The organism is Pseudomonas reactans (assembly GCF_013387025.1).
Taxonomy (GTDB): domain Bacteria; phylum Pseudomonadota; class Gammaproteobacteria; order Pseudomonadales; family Pseudomonadaceae; genus Aquipseudomonas; species Aquipseudomonas reactans.
The window spans coordinates 176,447-201,048 of record NZ_JACAQP010000027.1 but is presented as its reverse complement, the minus strand read 5'-3'; the positions used below and the strand labels follow the sequence as shown (position 1 = coordinate 201,048).

Sequence of the window (24,602 nt, the reverse complement as noted above, 5' to 3'; positions counted from 1 at the left end):
TGCGCGTTTACCCTGCCGCTGGGCGGGCACAGGGTTTAAACTGCGCCATTGCGACGCTATTTGTCGCATTGGCGTAAACCCGCCAAAATCGCGGGTTGGCGCTATAAGAAGTTGTCGCTTGGCGGCAAGGCCGCGCTGAAAACTGTCCTTACAATCCCTGCATCGCCCGCCAGTTCCAGGCAGGCGTTCCTCTTCAGGAGACTCCGATGTCCGTTGAGCAAGCCCCGGTGCAACGTGCCGATTTCGACCAGGTCATGGTGCCTAACTACGCACCGGCCGCATTCATTCCTGTACGTGGCGAAGGTTCGCGCGTGTGGGACCAGGCGGGTCGCGAGCTGATCGACTTTGCCGGCGGCATTGCGGTCAACGTATTGGGCCACGCCCACCCGGCGCTGGTCGGTGCACTGACCGAGCAGGCCAACAAGCTGTGGCACGTCTCCAACGTCTTCACCAATGAGCCGGCGTTGCGCCTGGCCCACAAGCTGATCGACGCCACCTTTGCCGAGCGCGTGTTCTTCTGCAACTCCGGCGCCGAGGCCAATGAGGCCGCGTTCAAGCTGGCTCGTCGCGTTGCCTTCGACCGTTTCGGAACCGAGAAATACGAGATCATCGCCGCGCTGAACAGCTTCCACGGCCGTACCCTGTTCACCGTCAACGTCGGTGGCCAGTCCAAGTACTCCGATGGTTTCGGTCCTAAAATCACTGGTATCACGCACGTTCCTTATAACGACCTGGCTGCGCTGAAAGCCGCTGTGTCGGACAAGACCTGCGCCGTTGTACTGGAGCCGATCCAGGGCGAAGGCGGCGTACTGCCGGCCGAGCTGGCTTACCTGCAAGGTGCCCGCGAGCTGTGCGACGCGAACAACGCGCTGTTGGTATTCGACGAGGTGCAGACCGGCATGGGCCGCAGTGGCCACCTGTTCGCCTATCAGCATTACGGCGTGACCCCGGACATCCTCACCAGCGCCAAGAGCCTGGGCGGCGGTTTCCCGATCGCGGCGATGCTCACCACTGAAGCGCTGGCCAAGCACCTGGTCGTCGGCACTCACGGCACCACCTACGGCGGCAACCCGCTGGCGTGCGCGGTGGCCGAGGCGGTGATCGACGTGATCAACACCCCTGAAGTGCTGGCCGGCGTCAACACCAAGCACGACCTGTTCAAGGCGCGCCTGGAGCAGATCGGCAAGCAGTACGGCATCTTCACCGAAGTGCGCGGCATGGGCCTGTTGCTCGGTTGCGTACTAAGCGATGCGTTCAAGGGCAAGGCCAAGGACGTTTTCAACGCGGCCGAGAAAGAAAACCTGATGATCCTGCAAGCCGGCCCGGATGTGGTGCGTTTCGCACCGAGCCTGGTGGTGGAAGAGGCGGATATCAAGGAAGGTTTGGACCGGTTTGAGCGTGCCGTAAAAACACTGACGCAAGCCTGATAGCGACATATTTTGCTGGTCGGACCGTTTCCAAATGTGGGAGCGGGCTTGCTCGCGAAAGCGGTGGTTCAGTCGCTAGATGTATTGACTGACAGATTGCATTCGCGAGCAAGCCCGCTCCCACATTGGATCTGTGTGAATCAAAATTCCGTGTCCGGCATTTTTCCCTCTATGAGTTTTTCGAGTTAAGGAGTGACACCATGCTGGTGATGCGCCCCGCGCAAATGGCTGATCTGGGCGAGGTACAGCGTCTGGCTGCGGACAGCCCGATTGGTGTCACCTCCTTGCCGGACGATGTGGAACGCCTCAGCGACAAGATCGCCGCCAGCGAAGCGTCCTTCGCGGCCGAGGTCAGTTTCAATGGCGAAGAGAGTTATTTCTTCGTGCTTGAAGACACCGAGACCGGCAAGCTCGCCGGTTGCTCGGCCATCGTCGCCTCGGCCGGCTACTCGGAACCCTTCTACAGTTTCCGTAACGAGACCTTCGTGCACGCCTCCCGCGAGCTGAAGATCCACAACAAGATCCACGTGCTCTCCCAGTGCCACGACCTCACCGGCAACAGCCTGCTCACCAGTTTCTACGTGGTGCCTGAGCTGGTCGGTTCGCCGTGGTCGGAACTCAATTCCCGTGGCCGCCTGCTGTTCGTCGCCAGCCATCCCGAGCGCTTTGCCGACTCGGTGGTGACCGAGATCGTCGGCTACAGCGATGAGAACGGTGACTCGCCGTTCTGGGACGCCATCGGTCGCAACTTCTTCGACCTCAACTATGCCGCCGCCGAGCGCCTGTGTGGGCTGAAAAGCCGCACCTTCCTCGCCGAGCTGATGCCGCATTACCCGATCTACGTGCCGCTGCTGCCGGACGAAGCCCAGGAAGCCATGGGCCAGGTGCACCCGCGTGCGCAAATCACCTTCGACATCCTCATGCGCGAAGGCTTTGAGACTGACCATTACATCGACATCTTCGACGGTGGCCCGACGCTGCATGCACGGGTGTCGGGCATTCGCTCGATCGCCCAGAGCCGCGTGGTGCCGGTGAAGATCGGTGAGATGGTCAAGGGTGTCGGTCGCCAGTACCTGGTGAGCAACGCGCAGTTGCAGGATTACCGCGCGGTGATGCTGGAGCTGGACTATGCGCCGGGTAAACCGGTGACCCTGGACCTGGCAGCCGCCGAAGCCCTGGGCGTTGGCGAAGGCGCGAGTGTGCGCCTGGTAGCGGTTTAAAAAGAGAGTTTCGCGGGTGGCTGACAACAGCGGCCCGTTCGAGGAGATAGCATGATCGTTCGTCCCGTACGCAGCAGCGATTTACCGGCCCTGATTGATCTGGCGCGCAGCACCGGCACCGGCCTCACCACCTTGCCGGCCAACGAAGAGCGCCTGACCCACCGCGTGGGCTGGGCCGAGAAAACCTTTCGCGGCGACGCCGGGCGCGGCGATGCCGACTACCTGTTCGTGCTGGAAAACGACGAAGGCCGCGTGGTGGGGATTTCTGCCATTGCTGGCGCCGTTGGCCTGCGTGAGCCCTGGTACAACTTCCGGGTCGGCCTGACGGTCAGCGCCTCCCAGGAGCTGAATATCTACCGCGAGATTCCGACGCTGTTTTTGGCCAACGACCTCACCGGCAACTCCGAGCTGTGCTCGTTGTTCCTGCACGCCGATTACCGCACCGGCCTCAACGGTCGCATGCTGGCCAAGGCGCGCATGTTGTTTATCGCTGAATTCCCGCAACTGTTCGGCAACAAGATCATCGCCGAGATGCGCGGTGTGTCCAACGACGCCGGACGTTCGCCGTTCTGGGAAAGCCTGGGCCGGCACTTCTTCAAGATGGAATTCAGCCAGGCCGACTACCTCACGGGCGTGGGCAACAAGGCGTTTATCGCCGAACTGATGCCGAAGTTTCCGCTGTACAGCTGCTTCCTGTCCGAGGATGCGCGCAATGTGATCGGCAAGGTCCATCCGGACACCGAGCCGGCGCTGAGCATGCTCAAGAGCGAAGGCTTCAGCTACCAGGGCTATGTCGACATCTTCGACGCCGGCCCGGCAGTGGAATGTGAAACCACCAAGATCCGTGCCGTGCGCGACAGCCAGTCGCTGGTGTTGGCGATCGGCACGCCGGGGGACGATGCTACGCCGTTCCTGATCCATAACCGCAAGCGCGAAGAATGCCGCATCACCGCCGCCCCGGCTCGTCTGGCGGCAGGCACGCTGGTAGTCGATCCACAGACCGCCAAGCGCCTGCAACTGGTGGTGGGTGATCAAGTGCGTGCCGTTCCGTTGTCCGCTGCTCGGGAGTCGAAATAATGAATTCGCTGTATATCGCAGGTCAGTGGCTGACTGGCCAGGGTGAACTGTTTGAATCGCGCAACCCGGTGACTCAGCAGGTGCTGTGGGCCGGCAATGGCGCCACGGCCGAGCAGGTCGAGTCCGCCGTGCAGGCTGCGCGCCAGGCGTTCCCAGCCTGGGCCAAGCGCCCGCTGGAAGAACGCATCGGCGTGCTGGAAACCTTCGCCGCCACCCTGAAAAGCCGTGCCGACGAAATCGCTCGTTGCATCGGTGAGGAAACCGGCAAGCCGCTGTGGGAATCGGCCACCGAAGTGACCAGCATGGCCAACAAGATCGCGATCTCGGTGCAAAGCTACCGCGAGCGCACCGGTGAGAAGAGCGGCCCGCTGGGCGACGCCACCGCCGTGTTGCGCCACAAGCCCCACGGTGTGGTGGCGGTGTTCGGCCCGTACAACTTCCCTGGCCACTTGCCGAACGGGCATATCGTGCCGGCCTTGCTGGCGGGTAACACCGTGCTGTTCAAGCCGAGCGAGCTGACCCCCAAGGTTGCCGAGCTGACCGTACAATGCTGGATCGAAGCTGGCCTGCCGGCAGGTGTGTTGAACCTGCTGCAAGGCGCGCGGGAAACCGGTATCGCGCTGGCGGCCAACCCCGGTATCGACGGGTTGTTCTTCACCGGTTCCAGCCGCACCGGCAATCATCTGCATCAGCAATTCTCCGGGCGCCCGGACAAGATCCTCGCGCTGGAAATGGGTGGCAACAACCCGCTGGTGGTCGATGAAGTGGCCGATGTGGATGCGGCGGTCTACACCATTATCCAGTCGGCGTTTATCTCCGCCGGTCAGCGCTGCACCTGCGCCCGTCGCCTGTTGGTGCCGGAAGGCGCGTGGGGTGATGCGTTGCTGGCGCGCCTGGTGGCGGTCAGCGCGACGATCGAGGTGGGCGCTTTTGATCAGCAGCCGGCACCGTTCATGGGCTCGGTGATCTCCCTCGCGGCGGCCAAAGCCTTGATGGACGCCCAGGAACTGATGCTCGCCAACGGCGCCGTGGCGCTGCTGGAAATGACTCAGCCTCAGGACCAGGCCGCCTTGCTGACTCCGGGCATCATCGACGTGACCGGCGTGAGCGAGCGCGAAGACGAAGAGCTGTTCGGCCCGTTGTTGCAGGTGATCCGCTACGCTGATTTTGAAGCGGCGATTGCCGAGGCCAACAACACCCAATACGGTTTGGCCGCAGGTCTGTTGTCGGACTCCGAAGCGCGCTACCAGCAGTTCTGGCTGGAAAGCCGCGCGGGCATCGTCAACTGGAACAAACAGCTGACCGGCGCCGCCAGTACCGCGCCGTTTGGTGGAGTAGGGGCGTCGGGCAACCATCGCGCCAGTGCGTATTACGCGGCGGATTATTGCGCGTACCCGGTGGCCTCGCTTGAGACCCCGAGCCTGGTGTTGCCAGCCGCGCTGACACCCGGCGTGCGATTGCCCTGATTGCTATTGATGCCTATAAAAATACAGATGTTCGTGGAGCCTCGCCGATGAAATCCTATGAAGTCAATTTTGACGGTCTAGTGGGGCCGACCCATAACTACGGCGGTTTGTCCTTCGGCAACGTCGCGTCCCAAAGCAACAGCCAGCAGCATTCCAACCCCAAGGAAGCGGCGTTGCAGGGCCTGCAGAAGATGAAAGCCCTGATGGACATGGGTTTTGTGCAAGGCGTGTTGGCGCCTCAGGAGCGTCCTGATGTGGCCGCCTTGCGCAACCTGGGTTTCAGCGGCACCGATGCCCAAGTAATCCAGCAAGCGGCCAAGGATGCGATGCCGTTGCTGGTCGCGAGTTGCTCGGCGTCGAGCATGTGGGTGGCCAACGCCGCCACCGTCAGCCCAAGCGCCGACACCTTTGACGGCCGTGTGCATTTCACCGCCGCCAACCTCAACTGCAAATACCACCGCAGCATCGAACACCCGACCACCAGCCGCGTGCTGGGGGCGATGTTTGCCGACGCGAAACACTTCGCCCATCACGCCGCATTGCCAGCAGTGGCGCAGTTTGGCGATGAAGGCGCGGCCAACCACACACGTTTCTGCCGTGAGTACGGCGACGCAGGCGTTGAGTTCTTCGTGTTCGGCCGTAGTGCGTTCGACCCTCGCTACCCGGCGCCGCAGAAGTACCCGGCACGTCAGACCCTCGAAGCGTCCCAGGCCGTCGCACGCCTGCACGGCCTGAAAGACGACGGCGTGGTCTACGCCCAGCAGAACCCGGCGGTGATCGATGCGGGCGTATTCCACAACGATGTGATCGCGGTGGGTAATGGCGAAGTGCTGTTCTATCACGAAGATGCCTTCCTCAATACCGAACAGATCCTCGCCGAGCTGCAAGGAAAATTGGGCAAGTTGGGCGGCAACTTCCAGTCCGTCTGCGTGCCCCGCGCCCAGGTCAGTGTCGAAGACGCGGTACGTTCCTACCTGTTCAACAGCCAATTGTTGAGTCGCGCTGACGGCTCGATGCTGCTGATTGTGCCGGAAGAGTGCCGTGCCAATGAGCGCGTCTGGCAGTACCTGCAAGGCCTGACCGCGGCCGGTGGCCTGATCCGCGAAGTGAAGGTATTCGACCTCAAGCAAAGCATGCAGAACGGCGGCGGCCCGGCCTGCCTGCGTTTACGTGTGGCGTTGAACGAAACGGAACTGGCGGCGGTGAATCCAGGCGTTATCATGACCGCGCCGTTGTACGAGACGTTGACCCAGTGGGTCGACAAACACTACCGCGACAGCCTGCGTGAAAGCGACCTGGCTGACCCGCAGTTGCTGCTTGAATGCCGGACGGCACTGGATGAACTGACGCAAATCCTTAAACTGGGCTCGGTTTATCCTTTCCAGATCAATTAAACGCCGCATGGCTGAGAGCTATTTATGACCACCGACACCCTGAAACTGATTCTTGAAGACACCGACGGCACCCAGCTGGAAACTTCCTGCACCCGCGTCGCCGTGGTCTGGCAGGGCAAGGAAATCTGGATCCAGCACGATGGCCGTGGCCAACTGCTGATCGGCGTGGACGTGGAAGAAGGCGATGCCGAATACGCCAATCTGCTGATGCGCCCACTGGCCACCAACCTGATGAGCCTGCAACTGGAAATGGAACCGGCCGACGTTGAAGGTGACGACGACGATCACGTCCACGGCCCAGGCTGCAACCACTAAGGAAGCTGCGTATGCTCGCCCTCGGCAAACTGCTTGAACTGACCCTCGCCGGTCGCGAACCGGCGCAAAAAATTCAACTGACTGTCGACGGCGTGCAGATGCGCTGGCTCAGCGAGGGCGCGCTTGAAGTGCGCCCACCTGAAGCGAAAGACAACGGCAGCGACCTGCTGCTGTCGTCCGGCATCCATGGCAACGAAACCGCGCCGATCGAACTGCTCGACCGCCTGTTGCATGGTATTGCCCGTGGGGAGATCAAACCCCGTACCCGTATTCTGTTCCTGTTCGGCAACCCCGAGGCCATGCGCCGCGGCGAGCGTTACCTCGAACTGGACGTCAACCGGCTGTTCAACGGCCGACACGAAAAAAACATCGGTCCCGAGGCCATGCGTGCCGCCGAGCTTGAGCAACTGGCTCGCAGCTTCTTCAGCCAGCCTGGCCGTTCGCGCCTGCATTACGACCTGCACACGGCCATTCGTGGTTCGAAGATCGAACAGTTCGCCCTGTACCCTTGGAAGGAAGGTCGTCAGCATTCGCGCCATGAACTGGCCCGTTTGCGTGCCGCCGGTATGGAAGCGGTGCTGTTGCAAAACAAGACCTCGATCACCTTCACCGCGTTTACCTACGAGCAGTTGGAGGCCGAAGCCTTCACCCTGGAGTTGGGCAAGGCGCGGCCGTTCGGGCAGAACCAAGGCGTGGACGTCTCGCGGCTGGAAACCCGCCTGAAACAGATCATCGAAGGCTCCGAGCCGGAAACCGAGAGCCTGGATGGTCTGCAATTGTTTGCCGTGTCCCGTGAAGTCATCAAGCACAGCGATTCGTTCCTGATGCACCTGCCGGCGGATGTGGAGAACTTCTCGCCATTGGCGCAAGGCTATCTGCTGGCCGAGGATGTGGCCAAGACCCGTTGGGTGATTGAGGAGGAGGGTGCGCGCATCATCTTCCCGAACCCGAAGGTGAAGAATGGTTTGCGAGCGGGGATACTGATTGTGCCGACCACGGACGCTGGCCTGGCCTGAAAAAGAAAAACCCGGTTTTTACACCGGGTTTTTTGTGTCTCTTAGACGGCTACAGCCCGTGGCTCGCTGCGACGGATCGCACGCACCTTGTGCAGGGTGTCGGCGCAGGTGCGCGCGGCTTCCTGGCCCTTGTGCACAAAGTGATCGTGGAAGAACGCGTGGTGTTCGCTGCCCGCATGGAAGTGATGCGGTGTCAGCGACACCGAGAACACCGGCACTTCGGTTTCCAGCTGAACCTGCATCAGGCCGCTGACCACCGATTGGGCGACGAATTCGTGGCGATAGATGCCACCGTCCACCACCAGCGCGGCGGCGACGATACCGGCGTAACGGCCGGTCTTGGCCAGCAGCTTGGCGTGCAGGGGCATTTCAAAGGCGCCGCCGACTTCGAAGAAATCGATGTCCGATTCCTGGTAGCCCTGGGCGATCATTTCGGCGAGGAAACCTTTGCGCGATTGGTCGACAATATCCTTGTGCCAGCAGGCCTGGATAAACGCGACGCGCTCGCCGTGGTGGTTTTTGCTTTTGCTGTCGATTGCGGTGGGTTGCATGTTCTGACTCCTGTTTAAGAAAAAAACAGGGCGATATGAATCGAATGGGATTTAAGGGTACGCAAGCACAATTCGTGCGCGGCCCTTAGGTGCCAATCCCGTTCTCTCTTCATCCGGACTATGACCGTCGGCCCCGGGATCACACCGGGTCTGCTGACCTTGTCGCCGTCCTGCCGGAGCAGTTCGAGGCGCCAAGCGCTCGCGGGCTATACACATTGCGTGTAATTACCGCCGGTGGGGAATTGCACCCCGCCCTGAGAACGTTGCCACCAGAACCCTGGCGGCGGAGAGTTTTTAACACGGTTTTTCGAAAACTGCACGACCGCCGTATCGATAAGCTATATCGGTTTGTTTGGTTGGTATTCGATTGAATGCATTGGGGGCTTGATATTCCGTGGCTTTGCCCGCAGTAATCACTCACAAAAGGAACTTACGTAAACCTTGAGAGGCTTGTTTCATGTCTGTGATCGACCTGCGCAGCGACACCGTGACCCAACCCACCCCCGGCATGCGGGACGCCATGGCCACTGCCGCCAGCGGTGATGACGTGTACGGCGAAGACCCCAGCGTCAATCGCCTGGAAGCCGAACTGGCCAAGCGCCTGGGTTTTGCCGCCGCGTTGTTCGTGCCGACCGGTACCATGAGCAACCTGTTGGCGTTGATGGCCCACTGTGAACGCGGCGAGGAATACATCGTCGGCCAGCAGGCCCATACCTACAAATACGAAGGCGGTGGCGCGGCGGTGTTGGGCTCGATCCAGCCGCAACCGCTGGAAGTGCAGGCCGATGGTTCCCTGGACCTGGATCAGGTGTTGACGGCGATCAAGCCCGACGACTTCCACTTCGCCCGCACCCGCTTGCTGGCGCTGGAAAACACCATGCAAGGCAAGGTATTGCCGCTGGACTACTTGGTAAAGGCCCGGGCGTTCACCCGCGAGCATGACCTAGCCCTGCATCTGGATGGCGCGCGGCTCTACAACGCAGCGGTCAAGCTGGGTGTGGATGCACGCGAGATTGCCCAGCATTTCGATTCGGTGTCGGTGTGCCTGTCCAAAGGCCTTGGCGCGCCGATTGGCTCAGTGTTGTGCGGCTCCACGGCGTTGATCGCCAAGGCCCGGCGCCTGCGCAAAATGGTCGGCGGTGGCATGCGCCAGGCCGGCTCGTTAGCGGCGGCGGGGCTGTATGCCCTGGATCACCAGGTGCAGCGCCTGGCTGACGACCACGCCAATGCCCAATGGCTGGGCGATGCGTTGCGCCAGGCCGGTTATGAGGTGGAGTCGGTGCAGACCAACATGGTCTACGTGCAGATCGGTGACCAGGCCCAGGCCTTGAAGGCGTTTGCCGCCGAGCGCGGGATCACGTTGAGCGCCGCCCCGCGCCTGCGCATGGTCACGCATTTGGATGTCAGCCGGGCGCAGATCGAGCAGGTCGCGCAGACATTCGTCGAATTTTCGCGGAAATGACAGTGCAGACCGTCTAATTGAACGTTTCAATCGTATAAACACGCTGTACCACCGGCAAAGGGCCGATATAATGCGGCCCTTTGCCGTCGCTCCGTCTGATGATGTTGCGCACTGGCCTTTGGCCGCAGCCTCCGTGGAAGAACCTAATGAAAAGCGCAGAAATCCGTGAAGCCTTCCTTCGCTTCTTCGAAGAGCAAGGTCACACCCGTGTCTCCTCCAGCTCCTTGATCCCAGGCAATGACCCCACCCTGCTGTTCACCAACGCGGGGATGAACCAGTTCAAGGACTGCTTCCTGGGCCAGGAAAAGCGCGCGTACACCCGCGCCGTCAGCAGCCAGAAGTGCGTGCGCGCCGGTGGCAAGCACAACGACCTGGAAAACGTCGGCTACACCGCCCGTCACCACACCTTTTTCGAAATGCTCGGCAACTTCAGCTTTGGCGATTATTTCAAGCAAGACGCGATCAACTTCGCCTGGACCTTCCTCACTGGCGTGCTGAAGCTGCCGAAGGAAAAACTCTGGGTCACCGTCTACGCCAGCGATGACGAGGCGTACGACATCTGGACCAAAGAAGTCGGCGTGCCGGCCGAGCGCATGGTGCGCATCGGTGACAACAAAGGCGCACCGTACGCGTCCGACAACTTCTGGACCATGGGCGATACCGGCCCATGCGGTCCTTGCACCGAGATCTTCTACGACCACGGCGCCGACATCTGGGGTGGCCCACCGGGCTCGCCAGAAGAAGACGGCGACCGTTATATCGAGATCTGGAACAACGTGTTCATGCAGTTCAACCGCACCGCTGATGGCGTGTTGCATCCGTTGCCAGCGCCGTCGGTAGACACCGGCATGGGCCTGGAGCGGATCAGTGCGGTGATGCAGCACGTGCATTCCAACTACGAGATCGACCTGTTCCAAAGCCTGCTGGCCGCAGCAGCCAAGGCCATTGGTTGCACCAATGAAGACCAGGCTTCGCTGAAAGTGGTGGCTGACCATATCCGTTCCTGCGGCTTCCTGATTGCCGATGGCGTGTTGCCGTCCAACGAAGGCCGTGGCTATGTGCTGCGTCGCATCATCCGTCGTGCTTGCCGCCACGGTAACAAGCTGGGCGCCAACGGCAGCTTCTTCTACCAGATCGTTGCGGCGCTGGTGGCCGAGATGGGCGAAGCCTTCCCGGAACTCAAGCAGAATCAGGCGCACATCGAGCGCGTGCTGAAGGCTGAGGAAGAGCAGTTCGCCAAGACCCTGGAACAGGGTCTGAAAATTCTCGAACAAGACCTCGCCAACCTGCAAGGCACCGTGGTGCCGGGCGACGTGGTGTTCAAGCTCTACGACACCTATGGTTTCCCGATGGACCTGACCGGCGACATCGCCCGTGAGCGCAACCTGACCCTCGACGAGGAAGGTTTCGAGCGCGAGATGGAAGCCCAGCGCGTGCGCGCACGTTCGGCCAGCTCGTTCGGCATGGACTACAACAGCCTGGTCAAGGTTGACGTGGCCACCGAGTTCACCGGCTACAAGGCCACCAGCGGTGCGGCCAAAGTGGTTGCCCTCTATAAGGACGGCCAGTCGGTTGACGTATTGAATGAAGGTGACGACGGTGTCGTGGTCCTGGACCAGACGCCGTTCTACGCCGAATCCGGTGGCCAGATCGGCGACTGCGGTTTCCTGAAAGCCGCGTCCGGTCGTTTTGATGTACGCGACACCACCAAGACCGGCGGCGCGTTCCTGCACCACGGCGTGTTGGCCTCGGGCAGCCTCACCGTCGGTTCGCCGGTGGATGCCCAGGTAGACGCCGATGTGCGCCACGCCACCTCGCTGAACCACTCGGCCACGCACTTGCTGCACGCAGCCCTGCGCCAGGTACTGGGCGAGCACGTTCAGCAGAAGGGTTCGTTGGTCGACAGCCAGCGCCTGCGTTTCGACTTCAGCCATTTTGAAGCGATCAAGCCGGAGCAGATCAAGGCCCTGGAAGACATCGTCAACGCCGAGATTCGCAAGAACACCGCCGTCGAAACTGAAGAAACCGATATCGAGACTGCAAAAGCCAAGGGCGCCATGGCGCTGTTCGGCGAGAAGTACGGCGACAGCGTGCGCGTACTGAGCATGGGCGGCGATTTCTCGGTGGAACTGTGTGGCGGTATCCACGCCAACCGTACCGGCGACATCGCCTTGCTCAAGATCATCAGCGAAGGCGGTGTGGCCTCCGGTGTACGTCGTATTGAAGCGGTGACCGGCGCTGCGGCCCTGGCCTACCTTAATGCGGCTGAAGAACAACTCAAGGAAGCGGCCAGCCTGGTCAAGGGCAGCCGCGACAACCTGATCGACAAACTGTCCGCTGTGCTGGAGCGCAACCGCGCACTGGAGAAACAGCTGGAGCAGTTGCAAGCCAAGGCGGCCAGCGCGGCAGGCGACGATCTGTCGGCTTCTGCGGTGGACGTCAAGGACGTGAAAGTTCTGGCCGCACGCCTGGACGGTCAGGATGGCAAGGCGCTGTTGGCCTTGGTCGATCAGTTGAAGAACAAGCTCGGCCGCGCAGTGATCCTGCTCGGCGGTGTCCATGAGGAAAAGGTCGTTCTGGTTGCCGGTGTAACCAAGGACCTGACTGGCCAACTCAAGGCTGGTGATTTGATGAAGCAAGCCGCCGCGGCAGTGGGCGGGAAGGGCGGTGGTCGTCCGGACATGGCGCAAGGCGGTGGTGTAGACGCCGGCAGCCTGGACGCAGCCCTGGCCCTGACCGTGCCGTTTGTCGAGGCAGGTATTTAAGGCACTGTTAACCGGCCCGTGGTCTAGTCACGGGCCTGTTCGGTGCTGGTTGATTGGATATTAGGCGCCCCTTTACGGGCTGAGGCGGCTTAGAAATGGCTTTGATCGTACAGAAATTTGGAGGCACCTCGGTCGGCTCTGTCGAAAGAATCGAGCAGGTGGCCGACAAGGTTAAGAAATTCCGCGATGCCGGCGACGACCTGGTGGTGGTGCTGTCGGCCATGAGCGGCGAGACCAATCGCCTGATCGATCTGGCCAAGGCAATCAGTGGTGATCAACAGCCGCTCCCTCGTGAGCTGGATGTGATCGTGTCCACCGGTGAGCAGGTGACCATCGCCTTGCTGGCCATGGCGCTGAACAAGCGCGGTGTGCCGGCGGTGTCCTACACTGGCAGTCAGGTGCGCATCCTCACCGACAGCGCGCACACCAAGGCGCGCATCCTGCAGATCGACGATCAGAAAATTCGTACGGATCTGAAGGCCGGTCGCGTGGTAGTTGTAGCAGGCTTCCAGGGTGTGGACGAGCAGGGCAACATCACTACCCTCGGGCGTGGCGGTTCGGACACCACCGGCGTGGCGCTGGCAGCGGCGCTGAAGGCCGATGAATGCCAGATCTACACCGATGTGGACGGCGTCTACACCACTGACCCGCGTGTGGTGTCCGTGGCCCAGCGCCTGGACAAGATCACCTTTGAAGAGATGCTGGAAATGGCCAGCCTCGGTTCCAAGGTGTTGCAGATTCGTGCGGTGGAGTTCGCCGGCAAGTACAACGTTCCGCTGCGCGTATTGCACAGCTTCAAAGAGGGTCCGGGCACCCTCATTACTATTGATGAAGAGGAATCCATGGAACAGCCGATCATTTCCGGTATCGCTTTCAACCGTGATGAAGCCAAGCTGACTATCCGTGGCGTGCCGGATACCCCGGGTGTGGCGTTCAAGATCCTGGGCCCGATCAGCGGCGCGAACATTGAAGTCGACATGATCGTGCAGAACGTTTCGCACGATAACACCACCGATTTCACCTTCACCGTGCACCGCAACGAGTACGATGCGGCGGAGCGGATCCTGCAGAACACGGCGAAGGAAATCGGCGCCCGTGAAGTGGTCGGCGATACCAAGATCGCCAAGGTGTCGATCGTGGGTGTGGGCATGCGCTCTCATGCGGGCGTTGCCAGCCGCATGTTCGAGGCCCTGGCCAAGGAAAGCATCAACATCCAGATGATCTCCACCTCGGAAATCAAGGTCTCGGTGGTGATCGAAGAGAAGTACCTGGAACTGGCTGTACGCGCGCTGCATACCGCTTTTGAGCTGGACGCTCCGGCCCGACAGGGCGAGTGACGTAGTGCCAGGAAGGCGCGGTTTACCGCGCCTTTCCTTTTTTTGTAGGGCGCATGTTCTTTTGCGTGCGCTCGACAATACTTAGGCGGGTAGGGCTATGGCCTTTGGGTTGTAGGTCGAAGGCCTTTTTTTTGCAGACTGTTGTTCCTGAACTGAAATGCGTGAGGAGAAAGGTATGCTGATTCTGACTCGTCGTTGCGCAGAAAGCCTGATTATCGGTGATGGCGAAATCACCGTGACCGTGCTCGGCGTCAAAGGCAATCAAGTGCGTATCGGGGTTAACGCTCCGAAAGAGGTAGCGGTACACCGCGAGGAAATCTACCTGCGGATCAAGAAAGAGAAGGACGAAGAACCAAGCCTTTAATTTTTATCGTTTTTTATGTTTGCAAACGGGGATGAACGTGGTTAATATACGCCCCGTGTTGCGGAGAGCTGGCCGAGTGGCCGAAGGCGCTCCCCTGCTAAGGGAGTACACCTCAAAAGGGTGTCGGGGGTTCGAATCCCCCGTTCTCCGCCATTATTTGCTTAGTACGTTGCAATCTGGTTTTTTCGCTAAGTTGTTGAAAATTAACGAAAAAATAGCTTTACATAGAGATTGAACGGCCTATAATGCGCGGCAACAAATGCACTCGTAGCTCAGCTGGATAGAGTACTCGGCTACGAACCGAGCGGTCACAGGTTCGAATCCTGTCGAGTGCACCATTTAAGAGTCAGTTGCAGTAATGCAGGTGATTCGGTTACAACCAGTTGTGATCTGGTCTAAAAACACAATCTGCACTCGTAGCTCAGCTGGATAGAGTACTCGGCTACGAACCGAGCGGTCACAGGTTCGAATCCTGTCGAGTGCACCATACAAACAAAAAGCCCGCCTAGTGCGGGCTTTTTGCCGTCTGGGGTTTGTGTAGGATTTTTTCTTTTTCTCTCGCCTCCATGTGTTTTCCTTCCCCACTGCGGCGTCGCAGTTCATAGATGCAGCCAATACTCAGCTTTGGCTCGCAAGCACTTGTTCTTCCCAGTTTTTTGACGTTTAAAGTGGCCGGGCGGTGTATCATTGCGCCCGTCAGCCCCGCCGGGGCTTGTGGAATACCTCCATGGACTTACCCAGTAGTTGCTCAGTACCCCGTTTTACCAATCATGAATTGACTGATTGATCCTTCCGGCGTGCCCCGCTGCTGGGAGTGGAGTTCGCCTATGACCGAAGTAGAAGTAAAGAAAACACAGGAAAGCCTGCAGGATCGCCTGGCTCAAGTCATCGAGCTGCTGCAGCGCCAACGTGTGGTCGAAGACCTCACGCACCGCCAGGATGGTCCGAATAACAATCTGGTCGAAAACCTGGTTCACCGGCAAAACCTCGTTGAGCTGCAACGCAAGCTCGACGACCTTCACTCCGCCGACGTCGCCTACATTCTTGAAGCCTTGCCGCTGGACGATCGACTGACCCTCTGGCAGTTGGTCAAGGCTGACCGCGACGGCGACATCCTGCTCGAAGTGTCCGACTCGGTCCGTGAAACCCTGATCGCCGACATGGACGATCACGAGCTCCTGGCTGCGGCCAAGGAGATGGACGCCGACGAACTGGCCGACCTGGCCCCCGAGCTGCCCCGTGATGTTGTCCATGAGCTGATGGAGGCTCTCGACGGCCAGCAGCGTGAGCGTGTGCGCTCCGCGCTGTCCTATGACGAGGATCAGGTCGGCGCCCTGATGGACTTCGAGATGGTCACCATCCGCGAAGACGTCAGTTTGGAAGTGGTCTTGCGTTACCTGCGTCGTCTCAAAGAGCTGCCAGGCCATACCGACAAGCTGTTTGTGGTCGATTACGAGGGCATTCTCAAGGGTGTGCTGCCGATCAAGCGCCTGCTGGTCAACGACCCAGAGAAGAAAGTTGCCGACGTCATGGCCAGTGACCCGGTGAGCTTTCACCCAGATGAAGACGCCTACGAGGCTGCCCAGGCGTTTGAGCGTTATGACTTGATCTCGGCGCCGGTGGTCGACAAGAACGGCAAGCTGATCGGTCGTTTGACCATCGATGAAATGGTCGACCTGATTCGTGAAGAGAGTGAGACCGAAGTCCTCAACATGGCGGGTTTGCGTGAAGAGGAAGATATCTTTGCCTCGGTTTGGCGTTCACTGCATAACCGTTGGGCGTGGCTGGCCATTAACCTGATCACCGCTTTTATCGCGTCGCGTGTGATTGGATTGTTCGAAGGGTCGATCGAGAAGCTGGTGGCGCTCGCCGCACTGATGCCGATCGTGGCCGGGATCGGCGGCAACTCGGGTAACCAGACGATTACCATGATCGTGCGCGCCATGGCGCTGGACCAGGTGAGTACAGCGAACTCGTCGCGCCTGCTGCGCAAAGAGTTGGCGGTAGGCCTTATAAACGGCCTGGTGTGGGGTGGGGTGATCGGTGTGGTGGCCTACTTGCTGTATGGCAGTTGGTCGCTCGGTGTGGTGATGACCGCCGCAATGACCCTTAATCTGCTGCTGGCGGCGTTGATGGGGGTGTTGATCCCGATGACTCTGGCTCGCCTCGGGCGTGACCCTGCGATGGGCGCCAGTGTGATGATCACGGCCATGACCGACAGCGGTGGCTTTTTCATCTTCCTGGGCTTGGCAACGATCTTCCTGCTCTGATCTTGCATGGCGCGCCGGCTCCCTCTGTGGGAGTTGGCTTGCCAGCGATTGTATCCCCTCGGTTTAACTGATAGACCGCATCGCTCGGATCGCCGGCAAGCCGGCTCCTACAAAAAATCCCGCGCAAAAAAAAGCCAGCACATGGCTGGCTTCGGCTTTCAGTAGCAGATCAATTGGCTTCTGCGGCCGCCTCAACGTCGTGCGCGATAAGCGAGACGAGAGCATTTTGCTGGCGATGGGAGAGCTGACGAAAACGCTGCAGCAGTTCGCGTTCGTGCAGCGACAGCTCGGGGCTGTCCAGGCGCATGCTCAACTCGTCGCCCAGCGCACCTTCCTGAATGAGGCTTTGTTCCAGGCGCGCGATGATTTCGGAGTTCATGCTGCGGTGATGATTGCGAGCCACCTCGGCAATGCGTTCCCGCATTCCGTCTGGCAGACGTACGACGAACTTGTCAGCCGTACGGCTGGAATAAATTGCCTGTTTCAATGGGCGCATATATTTAACCGGTTAGTTCAGGGGAGCGGTTTTTGGAATTGGCCGCAAGATGAGTGTTAAGACAAGGCTCACGACCAAAGTTCAACCTGAATTGCAAAGAGGCCGCATCATGCCTCAGATTTGACATTTCCTTGGCGTCAATTCTGTGACAAATATTGAACTGCCTAAAGGCTTTATGCCAGCACTCATTTGCATTTTTGCGGACTGGTTGGAAAACTTTTCAACGCGTAAATCCGCGATGGAACTTCCCGTCAGTCCAGGCCACCACAGGGTTTGAGGCCGCACATCCTATAGCAAAGTGGCCTTTTGCCCTTAAGTTTAAGACTAGTGGCAATTTGCCGATTAGCGAGGGGGAGGCGACATAAGGTAGGGAGAGGAGATTAGCGCAGGATGGGGTCGAATTTGATGCGTCGACCGACGATCAACGTGAGCAGCAATAGACAGGCGAACACGCCGCTGCTAACAAATGCGGTGGTCTGGCCGTCATAGGATTCGGTGCTCATGCCCAGGACAGCAGCCAGCGCGGTCAGGCACAAAAACAGCCAGGCAAATTTGTTCATCAGAATGTCCTCAGAAAACCCAATGTTCAGAAGCAGAAGTGGACTGAGCCTCTTGGGTCACGCGTACCGGCGATTGCGCGTTTGGGTTCATCACCGCCAGTTGCGGGCGTTGTTGCAGGTGATGTGGCACAGCCTGGCTGATCTGCGCAGGGTCATTGCTGCCGGTCGATTGAAAATGAAACATCAGCAGTGCAGCAAAGGCTACGGTGTTGAGGGCTAACAGAAGGGCACTGTTCATGGTTATGTTCTCCGCTTAACGCCGTGGCTTATTGGGTTTGTAGGAGAAGTATTGCAGGTGTCGTGCCAATCTATTAATTCAATAAAATCAACAAGTTGAGTATGATTTAAGGTGCTGCAAGGTTGCAATTTGCAATGATGGCGTTTTGGGGGAGTGCATTTTGCACGATAGCCTCACTAGCCCGTGTTTGCGGGCTCAAGGTAGGATAAATAAGGCCGGCATCGACCTACACTCAAAAAGCCCACGGACGACATGACAAAACCCACCTCGGCCGTTAACATGCACGCCGTCCGTCGCCGCGCCTTTAGCGTAGCGGCTGTCATTTGTCCCAGTAGCTCAATTGGATAGAGCATCCCCCTCCTAAGGGGAAGGTTGGCCGTTCGAACCGGCCCTGGGACACCAGATCCAAAGCCCCGCACAGATCCGTCTGGCGGGGCTTTTTTGTGGGTGTTTTCCGAAGATGGGTCGAACCTTGCCGGGGTTATGGGTTCACAGCCCTGGCATCGTGTATTTATAGCGATTCGTGTATCCCGCGAGCAGCCGGACAGCGTCTGAACCTTTAAGCAAAATAATCCCCGGAAACAGCGCATACCGCCTGTCCGGACCCGGCCACCCCGGACTATCATGCCGATAGCCCTGTCTCTCACCGCAAGGAGCCGCTCGGAACGCCGATGCGCCAGATCTGGAAATCTTTTCGAGCCCTTTATTTCGCCTCCTTGATGATGCTGATCGGCTCCGGCCTGCTCAGTACTTACCTGGCCCTGCGCCTGGCGGCCGATCATGTCGACAGCCTGTGGGTCGGCGCGTTGATGGCGGCCAACTATTTTGGCCTGGTGCTGGGTGGCAAGATCGGGCATCGCCTGATTGCCCGGGTCGGGCATATTCGCGCCTATGCGACCTGCGCCGGGATCGTCGGCGCGGCGGTGTTGGGCCACGGGCTGATCGATTGGCTGCCGGCGTGGATCGTGCTGCGGATGATCGTCGGCCTGGGCATGATGTGCCAGTACATGGTCATCGAGAGCTGGCTCAATGAGCAGGCCGATGCCAAGCAGCGTGGCGTGGTGTTCAGCGGCTATATGATTGCGTCTTACCTGGGCCTGGTGCTCGGCCAACTGATTCTGGTCATGCACCCTCAATTGGGTCTTGAGTTGCTGATGCTGGTCGCGCTGTGTTTTGCGCTGTGCCTGGTGCCGGTGGCCATGACGCGGCGCATTCACCCGGCGCCTCTGCATCCTGCCCCGATGGAGCCGCGCTTCTTTATCAAACGCGTGCCGCAGTCCCTGAGTACCGTGCTTGGCGCGGGGCTGATCGTCGGCTCGTTCTACGGTCTGGCGCCGTTGTATGCCTCTCAGCAGGGCTTGACCACCGAGCAAGTGGGTCTGTTCATGGGTAGCTGCATTTTTGCCGGGCTAGTGGTGCAGTGGCCATTGGGCTGGCTGTCTGACCGCTATGATCGCGCGCTGCTGATCCGCTGCTTCGCGCTGTGCCTGGCCGTGGCGGCGTTGCCGTTGGCGATACTGACCCAGGTGCCGCTGGAAGTGTTGTTCGTGGCAGGTTTTGTCTGCTCTCTGGTGCAGTTCTGTCTGTATCCGCTGGCGGTGGCGTTCTCCAACGACCACGTGGAAGGCGATCGACGCGTGTCGCTGACGGCCATGCTGTTGGTGACCTACGGCGTCGGCGCCAGTGTCGGGCCGTTGCTCGCCGGCGTGGTGATGAAGCTGTTCGGCAGCCACATGCTGTATGCGTTTTTCAGCCTGTGTGCGTTGATCCTGGTATGGCGCATCCGACCGAAAGCGGTGACCAACCTGCATCAGGTGGATGATGCACCGTTGCACCACGTGGCAATGCCCGACAGCATGTCCAGTTCGCCGCTGGTGGCTTGTCTCGATCCGCGGGTAGACGAGGCCGTGGTGCAGGAACAAATGCAAACCGCCGCCCCTGAACCTGAACCGGAAGCGGCGTTGAGCCCCGAAGCGGACGAGCCGCCCTTTGTAGGACCGCCTGCGCCCGCGGGGCCGGACGAGCACCCTCACGACTTGAGCAGGGCGCGCCCCTGAATGCAAAACGGGCAGATTCCATCAGGATCTGCCCGTTTTTTTTGCCGAGATCTTTAAGCTTTAAAAATCGTCGTCTTTGTCGAAGCGTCGTGCTTCGCGTTGCAACTGGTACACAAAGCGCTCGACCTGGCGCTGCACCAAGCCACTCATGTTATGGAAGCGCACGCCGGCGAAGGTGGTGTTGATCTTCTCTTCGAAGTGCAAGTAGCGCAGTTCGACCGAGGTGGTCATGCTGCCAAAGGGCAGGGCAGCGATAAAGCGGTCGTAGACCTGGCCCAGTTGCAAGCGCTCGGAGATATCGCCTTCAAAACGCAGTTTGCAGCCGGTGGCGGAAATATCCAGCAGCTTGCCGCTGATAGGCGCCTTGAGCTTCTCGCCACCCAGCTCGATGTTGACCAGTTGGGCCAGCTTCAAGGCGGCGCGGAAGGCATTGCGGCGCTGATGGTAGACCACTTCGTCGGGCAGGCTGCCGGTGTAGATGCGGTGGCCGTCCTGTTCGCTGATGCTCAGGCTGCCGTTGCTTTCCCAGGCAACGCGTACGCCTTCGTGGAAGCCTTCGATGCGGAAGGGTTCGCCGTTTTCCAGGTAGCGTTCGCCGTCGCGGGGGATCATTTCATCCAGGGCCAGGGTGCCGCTGTCGCGATTGACGTCCACCAGGTAGCTCTGGAAGCGCTGGCTTCGCTCATGAAAGGTGATGATCAGCGGGTCATGGCTGTCTTGCAGCATCCGCAAGGTGCTGGCGATTTCCAGAGGCGTGGTGAGGACCTTGGGTGGCTGCGGGGCATCTTCCGCATTAAGGGCGTTGAACACGGTTCTTCCATCTCCAGACAAAATACGACAACACGCAAGAGCAGGCATTCTGCCAGTATGTGGCGCGCCTTGGATAGGTGCGCTGTAAACAGGCGTCAGGCTTGGCTGCGGGTGCTTGGCTTGACCAGGCGCGAGGTGGAACCCTGGGCGTTGTAAAGCGCCGGAGGCTCTCCGCCGTGAAGTATACGCAACTGGTTGGCGGTCGTGGCTTGCTGAAGCTGGATCGACTGACCGTTGAGCAGGTTGGTTTCCTGGCACTGGCTGAGCAACTGATTGAGCTCCTTACTCTGCGCCAGTAACTGATCGCCGACCGTGGAGTGGCTGGCCAGTTGCGCCAGGCCATCATGGTCCGCCGGCAGGCCCAGGTTGATGAGGATCTCGCTGCGTTTTTTGCCGTGCTGTTCCAGCAGGATAATCAGCGACTGCTTGCGCGCCAGAATTTCTTCGAGCAGGGGCATGTCCCGACCGAAGAGGGCCAGGGTTTCTTCCCGAAGCAGCTCAAGCAGCTGTTGGGTCGGGGCTAGATCATCAATGATCAGTTGAAGCAGATTTTCGTCGTGATGCATGGCTGGCCTTGGGGTTTAAGCGTCCAAAAGCCCTGCGCAGGCCTTTGCCTAGCGCTCGGCTTCGAAATTAAGCAGCTTGCTGGCTACACGGTTGCTGTCGACTTTATAGCTGCCATCGGCGATTGCCTGTTTCAATTCGGCCACGCGGGCTTTATTGACTACCGGTTGATCGCGCAGCGAGTCAGTGACCTTCTGCAACTGTTGAGCCTCGTTGCTCAGGTGTACGGATTCCCCGCTCTGGCTGACGCTGGCCTGTTCTGCCTTGGCGGGCAGTGGCTGGGCCTTGGCTTCTACGCTGTCTTTGGTGCCAGTGGCTCGCGTAGGGGCCGACGGGGTCGGGGTGTTATTTAAACGACTGAAATCGATGACCATGATCAAAAAACCTCTGGGTATTTGGACGCTTGCCATGTTTTCGGCCATACCCGGACAAACTTTAGGCTCGATTGACAATAAAACCTACAGGCCGGCATCCAGCCAACAGTGTAGGAAAAGCAGGCGCTTGATACCAGTAATCTATAGAGCCACCTCTACCTGGCCCGGTGCGGTGACTCGCGCCTTGATCACCCGGTTGGAATTAAGGTTCTTCACGCGTATCTGTTCGCTCATGCCGCCGTTGGACAACGCTTCCCCCGGCATTTTCACCTGCAGCGCACCGCTGCTGGCGGAAATCACCACTTGGTCGCCCTTGCGAATCACTTCGGCTTGCTCCAGATGCACCAGGGTGATGACTTGGTCCGTGACCACTGGTCGGGTCAACTTCTGTCCGACCGCCTGGTCGAGAGAGGTCAGGTAGCCCTGACTGATCATGCTGATGTCGCGTTCGCGAAGGACCACGTCCTCGAAACCGATGATCCCGGTACGTTTGAGGGGGCGGGCAACCACCACCACATCACGGAAGAGCTTGACCTGGGCCGGCACGAACACGGTCCAGGGCGAGGCGCCATCGCAGCGGACCTTGACCGTCACACGGCCGATCGGCTGGGCGGGGCTTTCCAGGGTGGCTGTCAATTCCTTGTCGCACATGGGCATGCGCAAGCGCGGGTCCAATTGGTTGACCTGGATTTCATAGCGCCCCGGCGTCTGGGTGGTCGCCAGATAATCTTCTACAGTGAACTCAAGAAAGCCTTGGGTGACGCCGATAAGTAGATCAGGCAAGGTGACGTTGTCTGCGCGGGCCGTGGCGCCCAGGCCCAGGGCAAGCAACACCAGCGGTGCGCAGAGCGATCTGCGAAACCGTGTCAGGACGGGGCGTCGGGAAACTGTCGTTTTAATATCCATGACCAATAAATAGCAAAGGCCGTGCCGTTTAGCATTGGGTGCGCGTCACTGCCCTTATAGGTATGGCCAAAGGTTTTAGCGTGGGAGTCAAGGCATGGCAGGAGTAATGGATTCAGTAAACCAGCGCACACAGCTGGTAGGGCAGAATCGCCTGGAGTTGTTGCTTTTTCGCCTGGATGGCAAGCAGTTGTATGGCATCAACGTGTTCAAAGTGCGGGAAGTGCTGCAATGCCCCAAGCTGACGATCATGCCCAAGTCCAGCCCGGTGGTGTGTGGCGTCGCCAACATCCGTGGCGCGACGATACCGATTCTTGACCTGGCCCTGGCCACCGGTTCGGCGGGTTTACAGGACCGCGAGAACCCGTTCGTCATCATTACCGAGTACAACACCAAGACCCAGGGTTTTCTGGTGCGCTCGGTGGAGCGCATCGTCAACATGAACTGGGAAGAGATCCATCCGCCGCCCAAGGGCACTGGTCGCGATCACTACCTCACGGCGGTGACGCGGGTGGATAATCAGTTGGTGGAAATCATCGACGTGGAGAAGATCCTCGCCGAAGTGGCCCCCACCTCGGAATCGATTTCCGTGGGGGTGGTAGACGCCGAAACCGCGCACAAGGCGGTCTCCCTGCGCGTGCTGACCGTGGACGACTCCTCGGTGGCGCGCAAGCAGGTGACCCGTTGCCTGCAAACGGTCGGCGTGGAAGTGGTGGCCCTCAACGATGGTCGCCAGGCGCTGGATTACCTGCGCAAGCTGGTGGACGACGGCAAGAAGCCGGAAGAAGAATTCTTGATGATGATCTCCGACATCGAGATGCCGGAAATGGACGGCTACACCCTCACGGCCGAGATACGCAACGATCCACGCATGCAAAAATTGCATATCATCCTGCATACTTCGTTGTCGGGTGTATTCAATCAGGCGATGGTCAAGAAGGTCGGTGCCGATGACTTCCTGGCCAAATTCCGTCCTGATGACCTGGCATCCCGGGTAGTCGACCGGATCAAGGCAGCAGATCACGGCTAGGGGGATTTCCCCTGGCGGTCACACGATTTAAGAGGCGGTATCATTGTCTACGGGTAATTTGGATTTCGAACAGTTCCGGGTCTTCCTGGAAAAGGCCTGTGGCATATTGCTCGGTGAAAACAAGCAGTACCTGGTATCCAGCCGTCTCAACAAACTGATGGAGCAGCAGGGCATCAAGTCGTTGGGCGAGCTGGTCCAGCGCATCCAGGGGCAGCCGCGCAGCGGGCTCAAGGAGATGGTGGTCGATGCCATGACCACCAACGAAACCCTGTGGTTTCGCGACACCTACCCGTTTGAAGTGCTCAAGAGCAAAGTGTTGCCGGAGGCCATCAAGGCCAGCCCTGGCCAGCGCCTGCGCATCTGGTCGGCCGCTTGCTCTTCGGGGCAGGAACCGTACTCGATTTCGATGTCCATCGATGAGTTCGAGCGGACCAACATGGGCCAGTTGAAGGCCGGTGCGCAAATCGTCGCCACCGACCTGTCCGGCACCATGCTCACCAACTGCAAGACTGGCGAGTACGACAGCCTGGCCTTGGGTCGTGGTTTGTCCCAAGAGCGCCTGCAACGTTACTTCGACCCGAAAGGGGCGGGGCGTTGGGCGGTCAAGGCGCCGATCAAGAGCCGCGTGGAATTCCGCTCGTTCAACCTGCTCGACAGCTACGCCAGCCTGGGCAAGTTCGACATGGTGTTCTGCCGCAACGTGCTGATCTACTTCTCGGCCGAAGTGAAGAAAGACATCCTGTTGCGCATCCATGGCACGCTCAAGCGTGGCGGCTACCTGTTCCTCGGTGCTTCGGAAGCGCTGAACGGCCTGCCGGATCACTATCAGATGGTGCAGTGCAGTCCGGGGATCATCTACCAGGCCAAATAAGGCTTACGTGGTCAAAAATGTGGGAGGGGGCTTGC

23 protein-coding genes, 4 tRNA genes and 1 riboswitch are annotated in these 24,602 nt (G+C 59.5%); of the genes, 19 read left to right on the top strand and 8 right to left on the bottom strand.

Annotated elements, in window-relative coordinates; all coding sequences use genetic code 11:
* Positions 1–206: 206 nt before the first annotated feature.
* From HX793_RS22805 to astE, 7 genes are all read left to right on the top strand, one after another.
* Positions 207–1,427, top strand: coding sequence for an aspartate aminotransferase family protein (locus HX793_RS22805; RefSeq protein ID WP_016979798.1), 1,221 nt, complete (start codon positions 207–209; stop codon positions 1,425–1,427).
* Between the two features lie 200 nt (positions 1,428–1,627).
* Positions 1,628–2,647, top strand: a complete 1,020-nt coding sequence (gene aruF, locus HX793_RS22800) for an arginine/ornithine succinyltransferase subunit alpha (RefSeq protein WP_003175655.1) — start codon at positions 1,628–1,630, stop codon at positions 2,645–2,647.
* Between the two features lie 51 nt (positions 2,648–2,698).
* Complete coding sequence (astA, locus tag HX793_RS22795; protein ID WP_016979796.1) at positions 2,699–3,724, top strand: arginine N-succinyltransferase; 1,026 nt, start codon at positions 2,699–2,701, stop codon at positions 3,722–3,724.
* A complete protein-coding gene (gene astD, locus HX793_RS22790; protein ID WP_177060166.1) occupies positions 3,721–5,190 on the top strand; it encodes a succinylglutamate-semialdehyde dehydrogenase in 1,470 nt (489 codons plus the stop codon). Before astA ends, astD begins: the two co-directional genes overlap by 4 nt.
* Positions 5,191–5,237: 47 nt before the next feature.
* The gene (gene astB, locus HX793_RS22785) at positions 5,238–6,584 is read left to right on the top strand and encodes an N-succinylarginine dihydrolase (protein WP_177095798.1); all 1,347 of its coding nucleotides are present in this window, start codon (positions 5,238–5,240) and stop codon (positions 6,582–6,584) included.
* Positions 6,585–6,608: 24 nt separating this feature from the next.
* Positions 6,609–6,899 carry a hypothetical protein gene (locus HX793_RS22780; RefSeq protein WP_003214319.1) on the top strand — a complete coding sequence of 97 codons (291 nt, stop codon included), beginning with the start codon at positions 6,609–6,611 and terminating at the stop codon, positions 6,897–6,899.
* A gap of 11 nt (positions 6,900–6,910) precedes the next feature.
* The gene (gene astE, locus HX793_RS22775) at positions 6,911–7,915 is read left to right on the top strand and encodes a succinylglutamate desuccinylase (protein ID WP_177052387.1); all 1,005 of its coding nucleotides are present in this window, start codon (positions 6,911–6,913) and stop codon (positions 7,913–7,915) included.
* A gap of 41 nt (positions 7,916–7,956) precedes the next feature.
* Here the strand turns inward: astE and HX793_RS22770 are convergent, their stop codons facing one another.
* Positions 7,957–8,466: a 6,7-dimethyl-8-ribityllumazine synthase gene (locus HX793_RS22770; protein WP_016979790.1), complete on the bottom strand. Its 510-nt coding sequence runs from the start codon at positions 8,464–8,466 to the stop codon at positions 7,957–7,959.
* Between the two features lie 96 nt (positions 8,467–8,562).
* A riboswitch (FMN riboswitch) is annotated at positions 8,563–8,732 on the bottom strand.
* 191 nt (positions 8,733–8,923) lie between these two features.
* Here HX793_RS22770 and ltaE point away from each other — a divergent pair.
* The 8 genes from ltaE (at position 8,924) to mgtE (ending at position 16,664) form a co-directional block, all read left to right on the top strand.
* Positions 8,924–9,928: a low-specificity L-threonine aldolase gene (gene ltaE / locus HX793_RS22765; protein WP_177052386.1), complete on the top strand. Its 1,005-nt coding sequence runs from the start codon at positions 8,924–8,926 to the stop codon at positions 9,926–9,928.
* A 146-nt stretch (positions 9,929–10,074) separates the two neighbouring features.
* On the top strand, positions 10,075–12,693 hold the full coding sequence (gene alaS, locus HX793_RS22760; RefSeq protein ID WP_016979787.1) for an alanine--tRNA ligase: 2,619 nt from the start codon (positions 10,075–10,077) through the stop codon (positions 12,691–12,693).
* 95 nt (positions 12,694–12,788) lie between these two features.
* Positions 12,789–14,030 (top strand): aspartate kinase, encoded by a 1,242-nt coding sequence (locus tag HX793_RS22755; RefSeq protein WP_010208327.1) that lies wholly within the window; start codon positions 12,789–12,791, stop codon positions 14,028–14,030.
* Between the two features lie 175 nt (positions 14,031–14,205).
* Positions 14,206–14,394: a carbon storage regulator CsrA gene (gene csrA, locus HX793_RS22750; RefSeq protein WP_003175645.1), complete on the top strand. Its 189-nt coding sequence runs from the start codon at positions 14,206–14,208 to the stop codon at positions 14,392–14,394.
* Between the two features lie 62 nt (positions 14,395–14,456).
* Positions 14,457–14,547 (top strand) — tRNA-Ser (locus tag HX793_RS22745).
* Positions 14,548–14,655: 108 nt separating this feature from the next.
* Positions 14,656–14,732 (top strand) — tRNA-Arg (locus HX793_RS22740).
* Between the two features lie 72 nt (positions 14,733–14,804).
* Positions 14,805–14,881: transfer RNA gene (locus HX793_RS22735), tRNA-Arg, on the top strand.
* A 340-nt stretch (positions 14,882–15,221) separates the two neighbouring features.
* Positions 15,222–16,664, top strand: a complete 1,443-nt coding sequence (gene mgtE / locus HX793_RS22730; protein ID WP_016979786.1) for a magnesium transporter — start codon at positions 15,222–15,224, stop codon at positions 16,662–16,664.
* A 169-nt stretch (positions 16,665–16,833) separates the two neighbouring features.
* On the opposite strand, the gene HX793_RS22725 is transcribed toward mgtE, so the two are convergent.
* The 3 genes from HX793_RS22725 to HX793_RS22715 all read right to left on the bottom strand — a co-directional run bounded on the left by HX793_RS22725 (position 16,834) and on the right by HX793_RS22715 (position 17,958).
* A complete protein-coding gene (locus HX793_RS22725; RefSeq protein WP_003175643.1) occupies positions 16,834–17,160 on the bottom strand; it encodes an Arc family DNA-binding protein in 327 nt (108 codons plus the stop codon).
* 380 nt (positions 17,161–17,540) lie between these two features.
* On the bottom strand, positions 17,541–17,720 hold the full coding sequence (locus HX793_RS22720; RefSeq protein WP_016979785.1) for a PA3371 family protein: 180 nt from the start codon (positions 17,718–17,720) through the stop codon (positions 17,541–17,543).
* A gap of 10 nt (positions 17,721–17,730) precedes the next feature.
* Positions 17,731–17,958, bottom strand: a complete 228-nt coding sequence (locus tag HX793_RS22715) for a hypothetical protein (RefSeq protein ID WP_016979784.1) — start codon at positions 17,956–17,958, stop codon at positions 17,731–17,733.
* A gap of 325 nt (positions 17,959–18,283) precedes the next feature.
* Here HX793_RS22715 and HX793_RS22710 point away from each other — a divergent pair.
* A tRNA-Arg gene (locus tag HX793_RS22710) sits at positions 18,284–18,360 on the top strand.
* A 269-nt stretch (positions 18,361–18,629) separates the two neighbouring features.
* Positions 18,630–20,015, top strand: coding sequence for an MFS transporter (locus HX793_RS22705; RefSeq protein WP_177052385.1), 1,386 nt, complete (start codon positions 18,630–18,632; stop codon positions 20,013–20,015).
* 60 nt (positions 20,016–20,075) lie between these two features.
* On the opposite strand, the gene HX793_RS22700 is transcribed toward HX793_RS22705, so the two are convergent.
* The 4 genes from HX793_RS22700 to flgA all read right to left on the bottom strand — a co-directional run bounded on the left by HX793_RS22700 (position 20,076) and on the right by flgA (position 22,669).
* The gene (locus tag HX793_RS22700) at positions 20,076–20,825 is read right to left on the bottom strand and encodes a flagellar brake protein (RefSeq protein WP_016979782.1); all 750 of its coding nucleotides are present in this window, start codon (positions 20,823–20,825) and stop codon (positions 20,076–20,078) included.
* Positions 20,826–20,920: 95 nt separating this feature from the next.
* Complete coding sequence (locus HX793_RS22695) at positions 20,921–21,391, bottom strand: flagella synthesis protein FlgN (protein WP_177095796.1); 471 nt, start codon at positions 21,389–21,391, stop codon at positions 20,921–20,923.
* A 48-nt stretch (positions 21,392–21,439) separates the two neighbouring features.
* Positions 21,440–21,763: a flagellar biosynthesis anti-sigma factor FlgM gene (gene flgM, locus HX793_RS22690; RefSeq protein WP_016979779.1), complete on the bottom strand. Its 324-nt coding sequence runs from the start codon at positions 21,761–21,763 to the stop codon at positions 21,440–21,442.
* 141 nt (positions 21,764–21,904) lie between these two features.
* Entirely contained in the window at positions 21,905–22,669 is a 765-nt protein-coding gene (gene flgA / locus HX793_RS22685; protein WP_095017310.1) for a flagellar basal body P-ring formation chaperone FlgA, read from the bottom strand.
* 94 nt (positions 22,670–22,763) lie between these two features.
* Between flgA and HX793_RS22680 the strand changes: the two genes are divergently transcribed.
* Both HX793_RS22680 and cheR read left to right on the top strand, forming a co-directional pair.
* Positions 22,764–23,696: a chemotaxis protein CheV gene (locus tag HX793_RS22680; protein WP_177052384.1), complete on the top strand. Its 933-nt coding sequence runs from the start codon at positions 22,764–22,766 to the stop codon at positions 23,694–23,696.
* 43 nt (positions 23,697–23,739) lie between these two features.
* Entirely contained in the window at positions 23,740–24,567 is an 828-nt protein-coding gene (cheR, locus tag HX793_RS22675; RefSeq protein ID WP_016979774.1) for a protein-glutamate O-methyltransferase CheR, read from the top strand.
* The last annotated feature ends 35 nt before the right edge of the window (positions 24,568–24,602 follow it).

Excerpts from the sequence above, each read along its gene's own strand:
- HX793_RS22805 (WP_016979798.1), top strand. The coding sequence starts at position 207 with ATGTCCGTTGAGCAAGCCCCGGTGCAACGTGCCGATTTCGACCAGGTC.
- aruF (WP_003175655.1), top strand. The coding sequence starts at position 1,628 with ATGCTGGTGATGCGCCCCGCGCAAATGGCTGATCTGGGCGAGGTACAG.
- astA (WP_016979796.1), top strand. The coding sequence starts at position 2,699 with ATGATCGTTCGTCCCGTACGCAGCAGCGATTTACCGGCCCTGATTGAT.
- astB (WP_177095798.1), top strand. The coding sequence starts at position 5,238 with ATGAAATCCTATGAAGTCAATTTTGACGGTCTAGTGGGGCCGACCCAT.
- HX793_RS22780 (WP_003214319.1), top strand. The coding sequence starts at position 6,609 with ATGACCACCGACACCCTGAAACTGATTCTTGAAGACACCGACGGCACC.
- astE (WP_177052387.1), top strand. The coding sequence starts at position 6,911 with ATGCTCGCCCTCGGCAAACTGCTTGAACTGACCCTCGCCGGTCGCGAA.
- HX793_RS22770 (WP_016979790.1), bottom strand. The coding sequence starts at position 8,466 with ATGCAACCCACCGCAATCGACAGCAAAAGCAAAAACCACCACGGCGAG.
- ltaE (WP_177052386.1), top strand. The coding sequence starts at position 8,924 with ATGTCTGTGATCGACCTGCGCAGCGACACCGTGACCCAACCCACCCCC.
- alaS (WP_016979787.1), top strand. The coding sequence starts at position 10,075 with ATGAAAAGCGCAGAAATCCGTGAAGCCTTCCTTCGCTTCTTCGAAGAG.
- HX793_RS22755 (WP_010208327.1), top strand. The coding sequence starts at position 12,789 with ATGGCTTTGATCGTACAGAAATTTGGAGGCACCTCGGTCGGCTCTGTC.
- csrA (WP_003175645.1), top strand. The coding sequence starts at position 14,206 with ATGCTGATTCTGACTCGTCGTTGCGCAGAAAGCCTGATTATCGGTGAT.
- mgtE (WP_016979786.1), top strand. The coding sequence starts at position 15,222 with ATGACCGAAGTAGAAGTAAAGAAAACACAGGAAAGCCTGCAGGATCGC.
- HX793_RS22725 (WP_003175643.1), bottom strand. The coding sequence starts at position 17,160 with ATGCGCCCATTGAAACAGGCAATTTATTCCAGCCGTACGGCTGACAAG.
- HX793_RS22720 (WP_016979785.1), bottom strand. The coding sequence starts at position 17,720 with ATGAACAAATTTGCCTGGCTGTTTTTGTGCCTGACCGCGCTGGCTGCT.
- HX793_RS22715 (WP_016979784.1), bottom strand. The coding sequence starts at position 17,958 with ATGAACAGTGCCCTTCTGTTAGCCCTCAACACCGTAGCCTTTGCTGCA.
- HX793_RS22705 (WP_177052385.1), top strand. The coding sequence starts at position 18,630 with ATGCGCCAGATCTGGAAATCTTTTCGAGCCCTTTATTTCGCCTCCTTG.
- HX793_RS22695 (WP_177095796.1), bottom strand. The coding sequence starts at position 21,391 with ATGCATCACGACGAAAATCTGCTTCAACTGATCATTGATGATCTAGCC.
- flgM (WP_016979779.1), bottom strand. The coding sequence starts at position 21,763 with ATGGTCATCGATTTCAGTCGTTTAAATAACACCCCGACCCCGTCGGCC.
- flgA (WP_095017310.1), bottom strand. The coding sequence starts at position 22,669 with ATGGATATTAAAACGACAGTTTCCCGACGCCCCGTCCTGACACGGTTT.
- HX793_RS22680 (WP_177052384.1), top strand. The coding sequence starts at position 22,764 with ATGGCAGGAGTAATGGATTCAGTAAACCAGCGCACACAGCTGGTAGGG.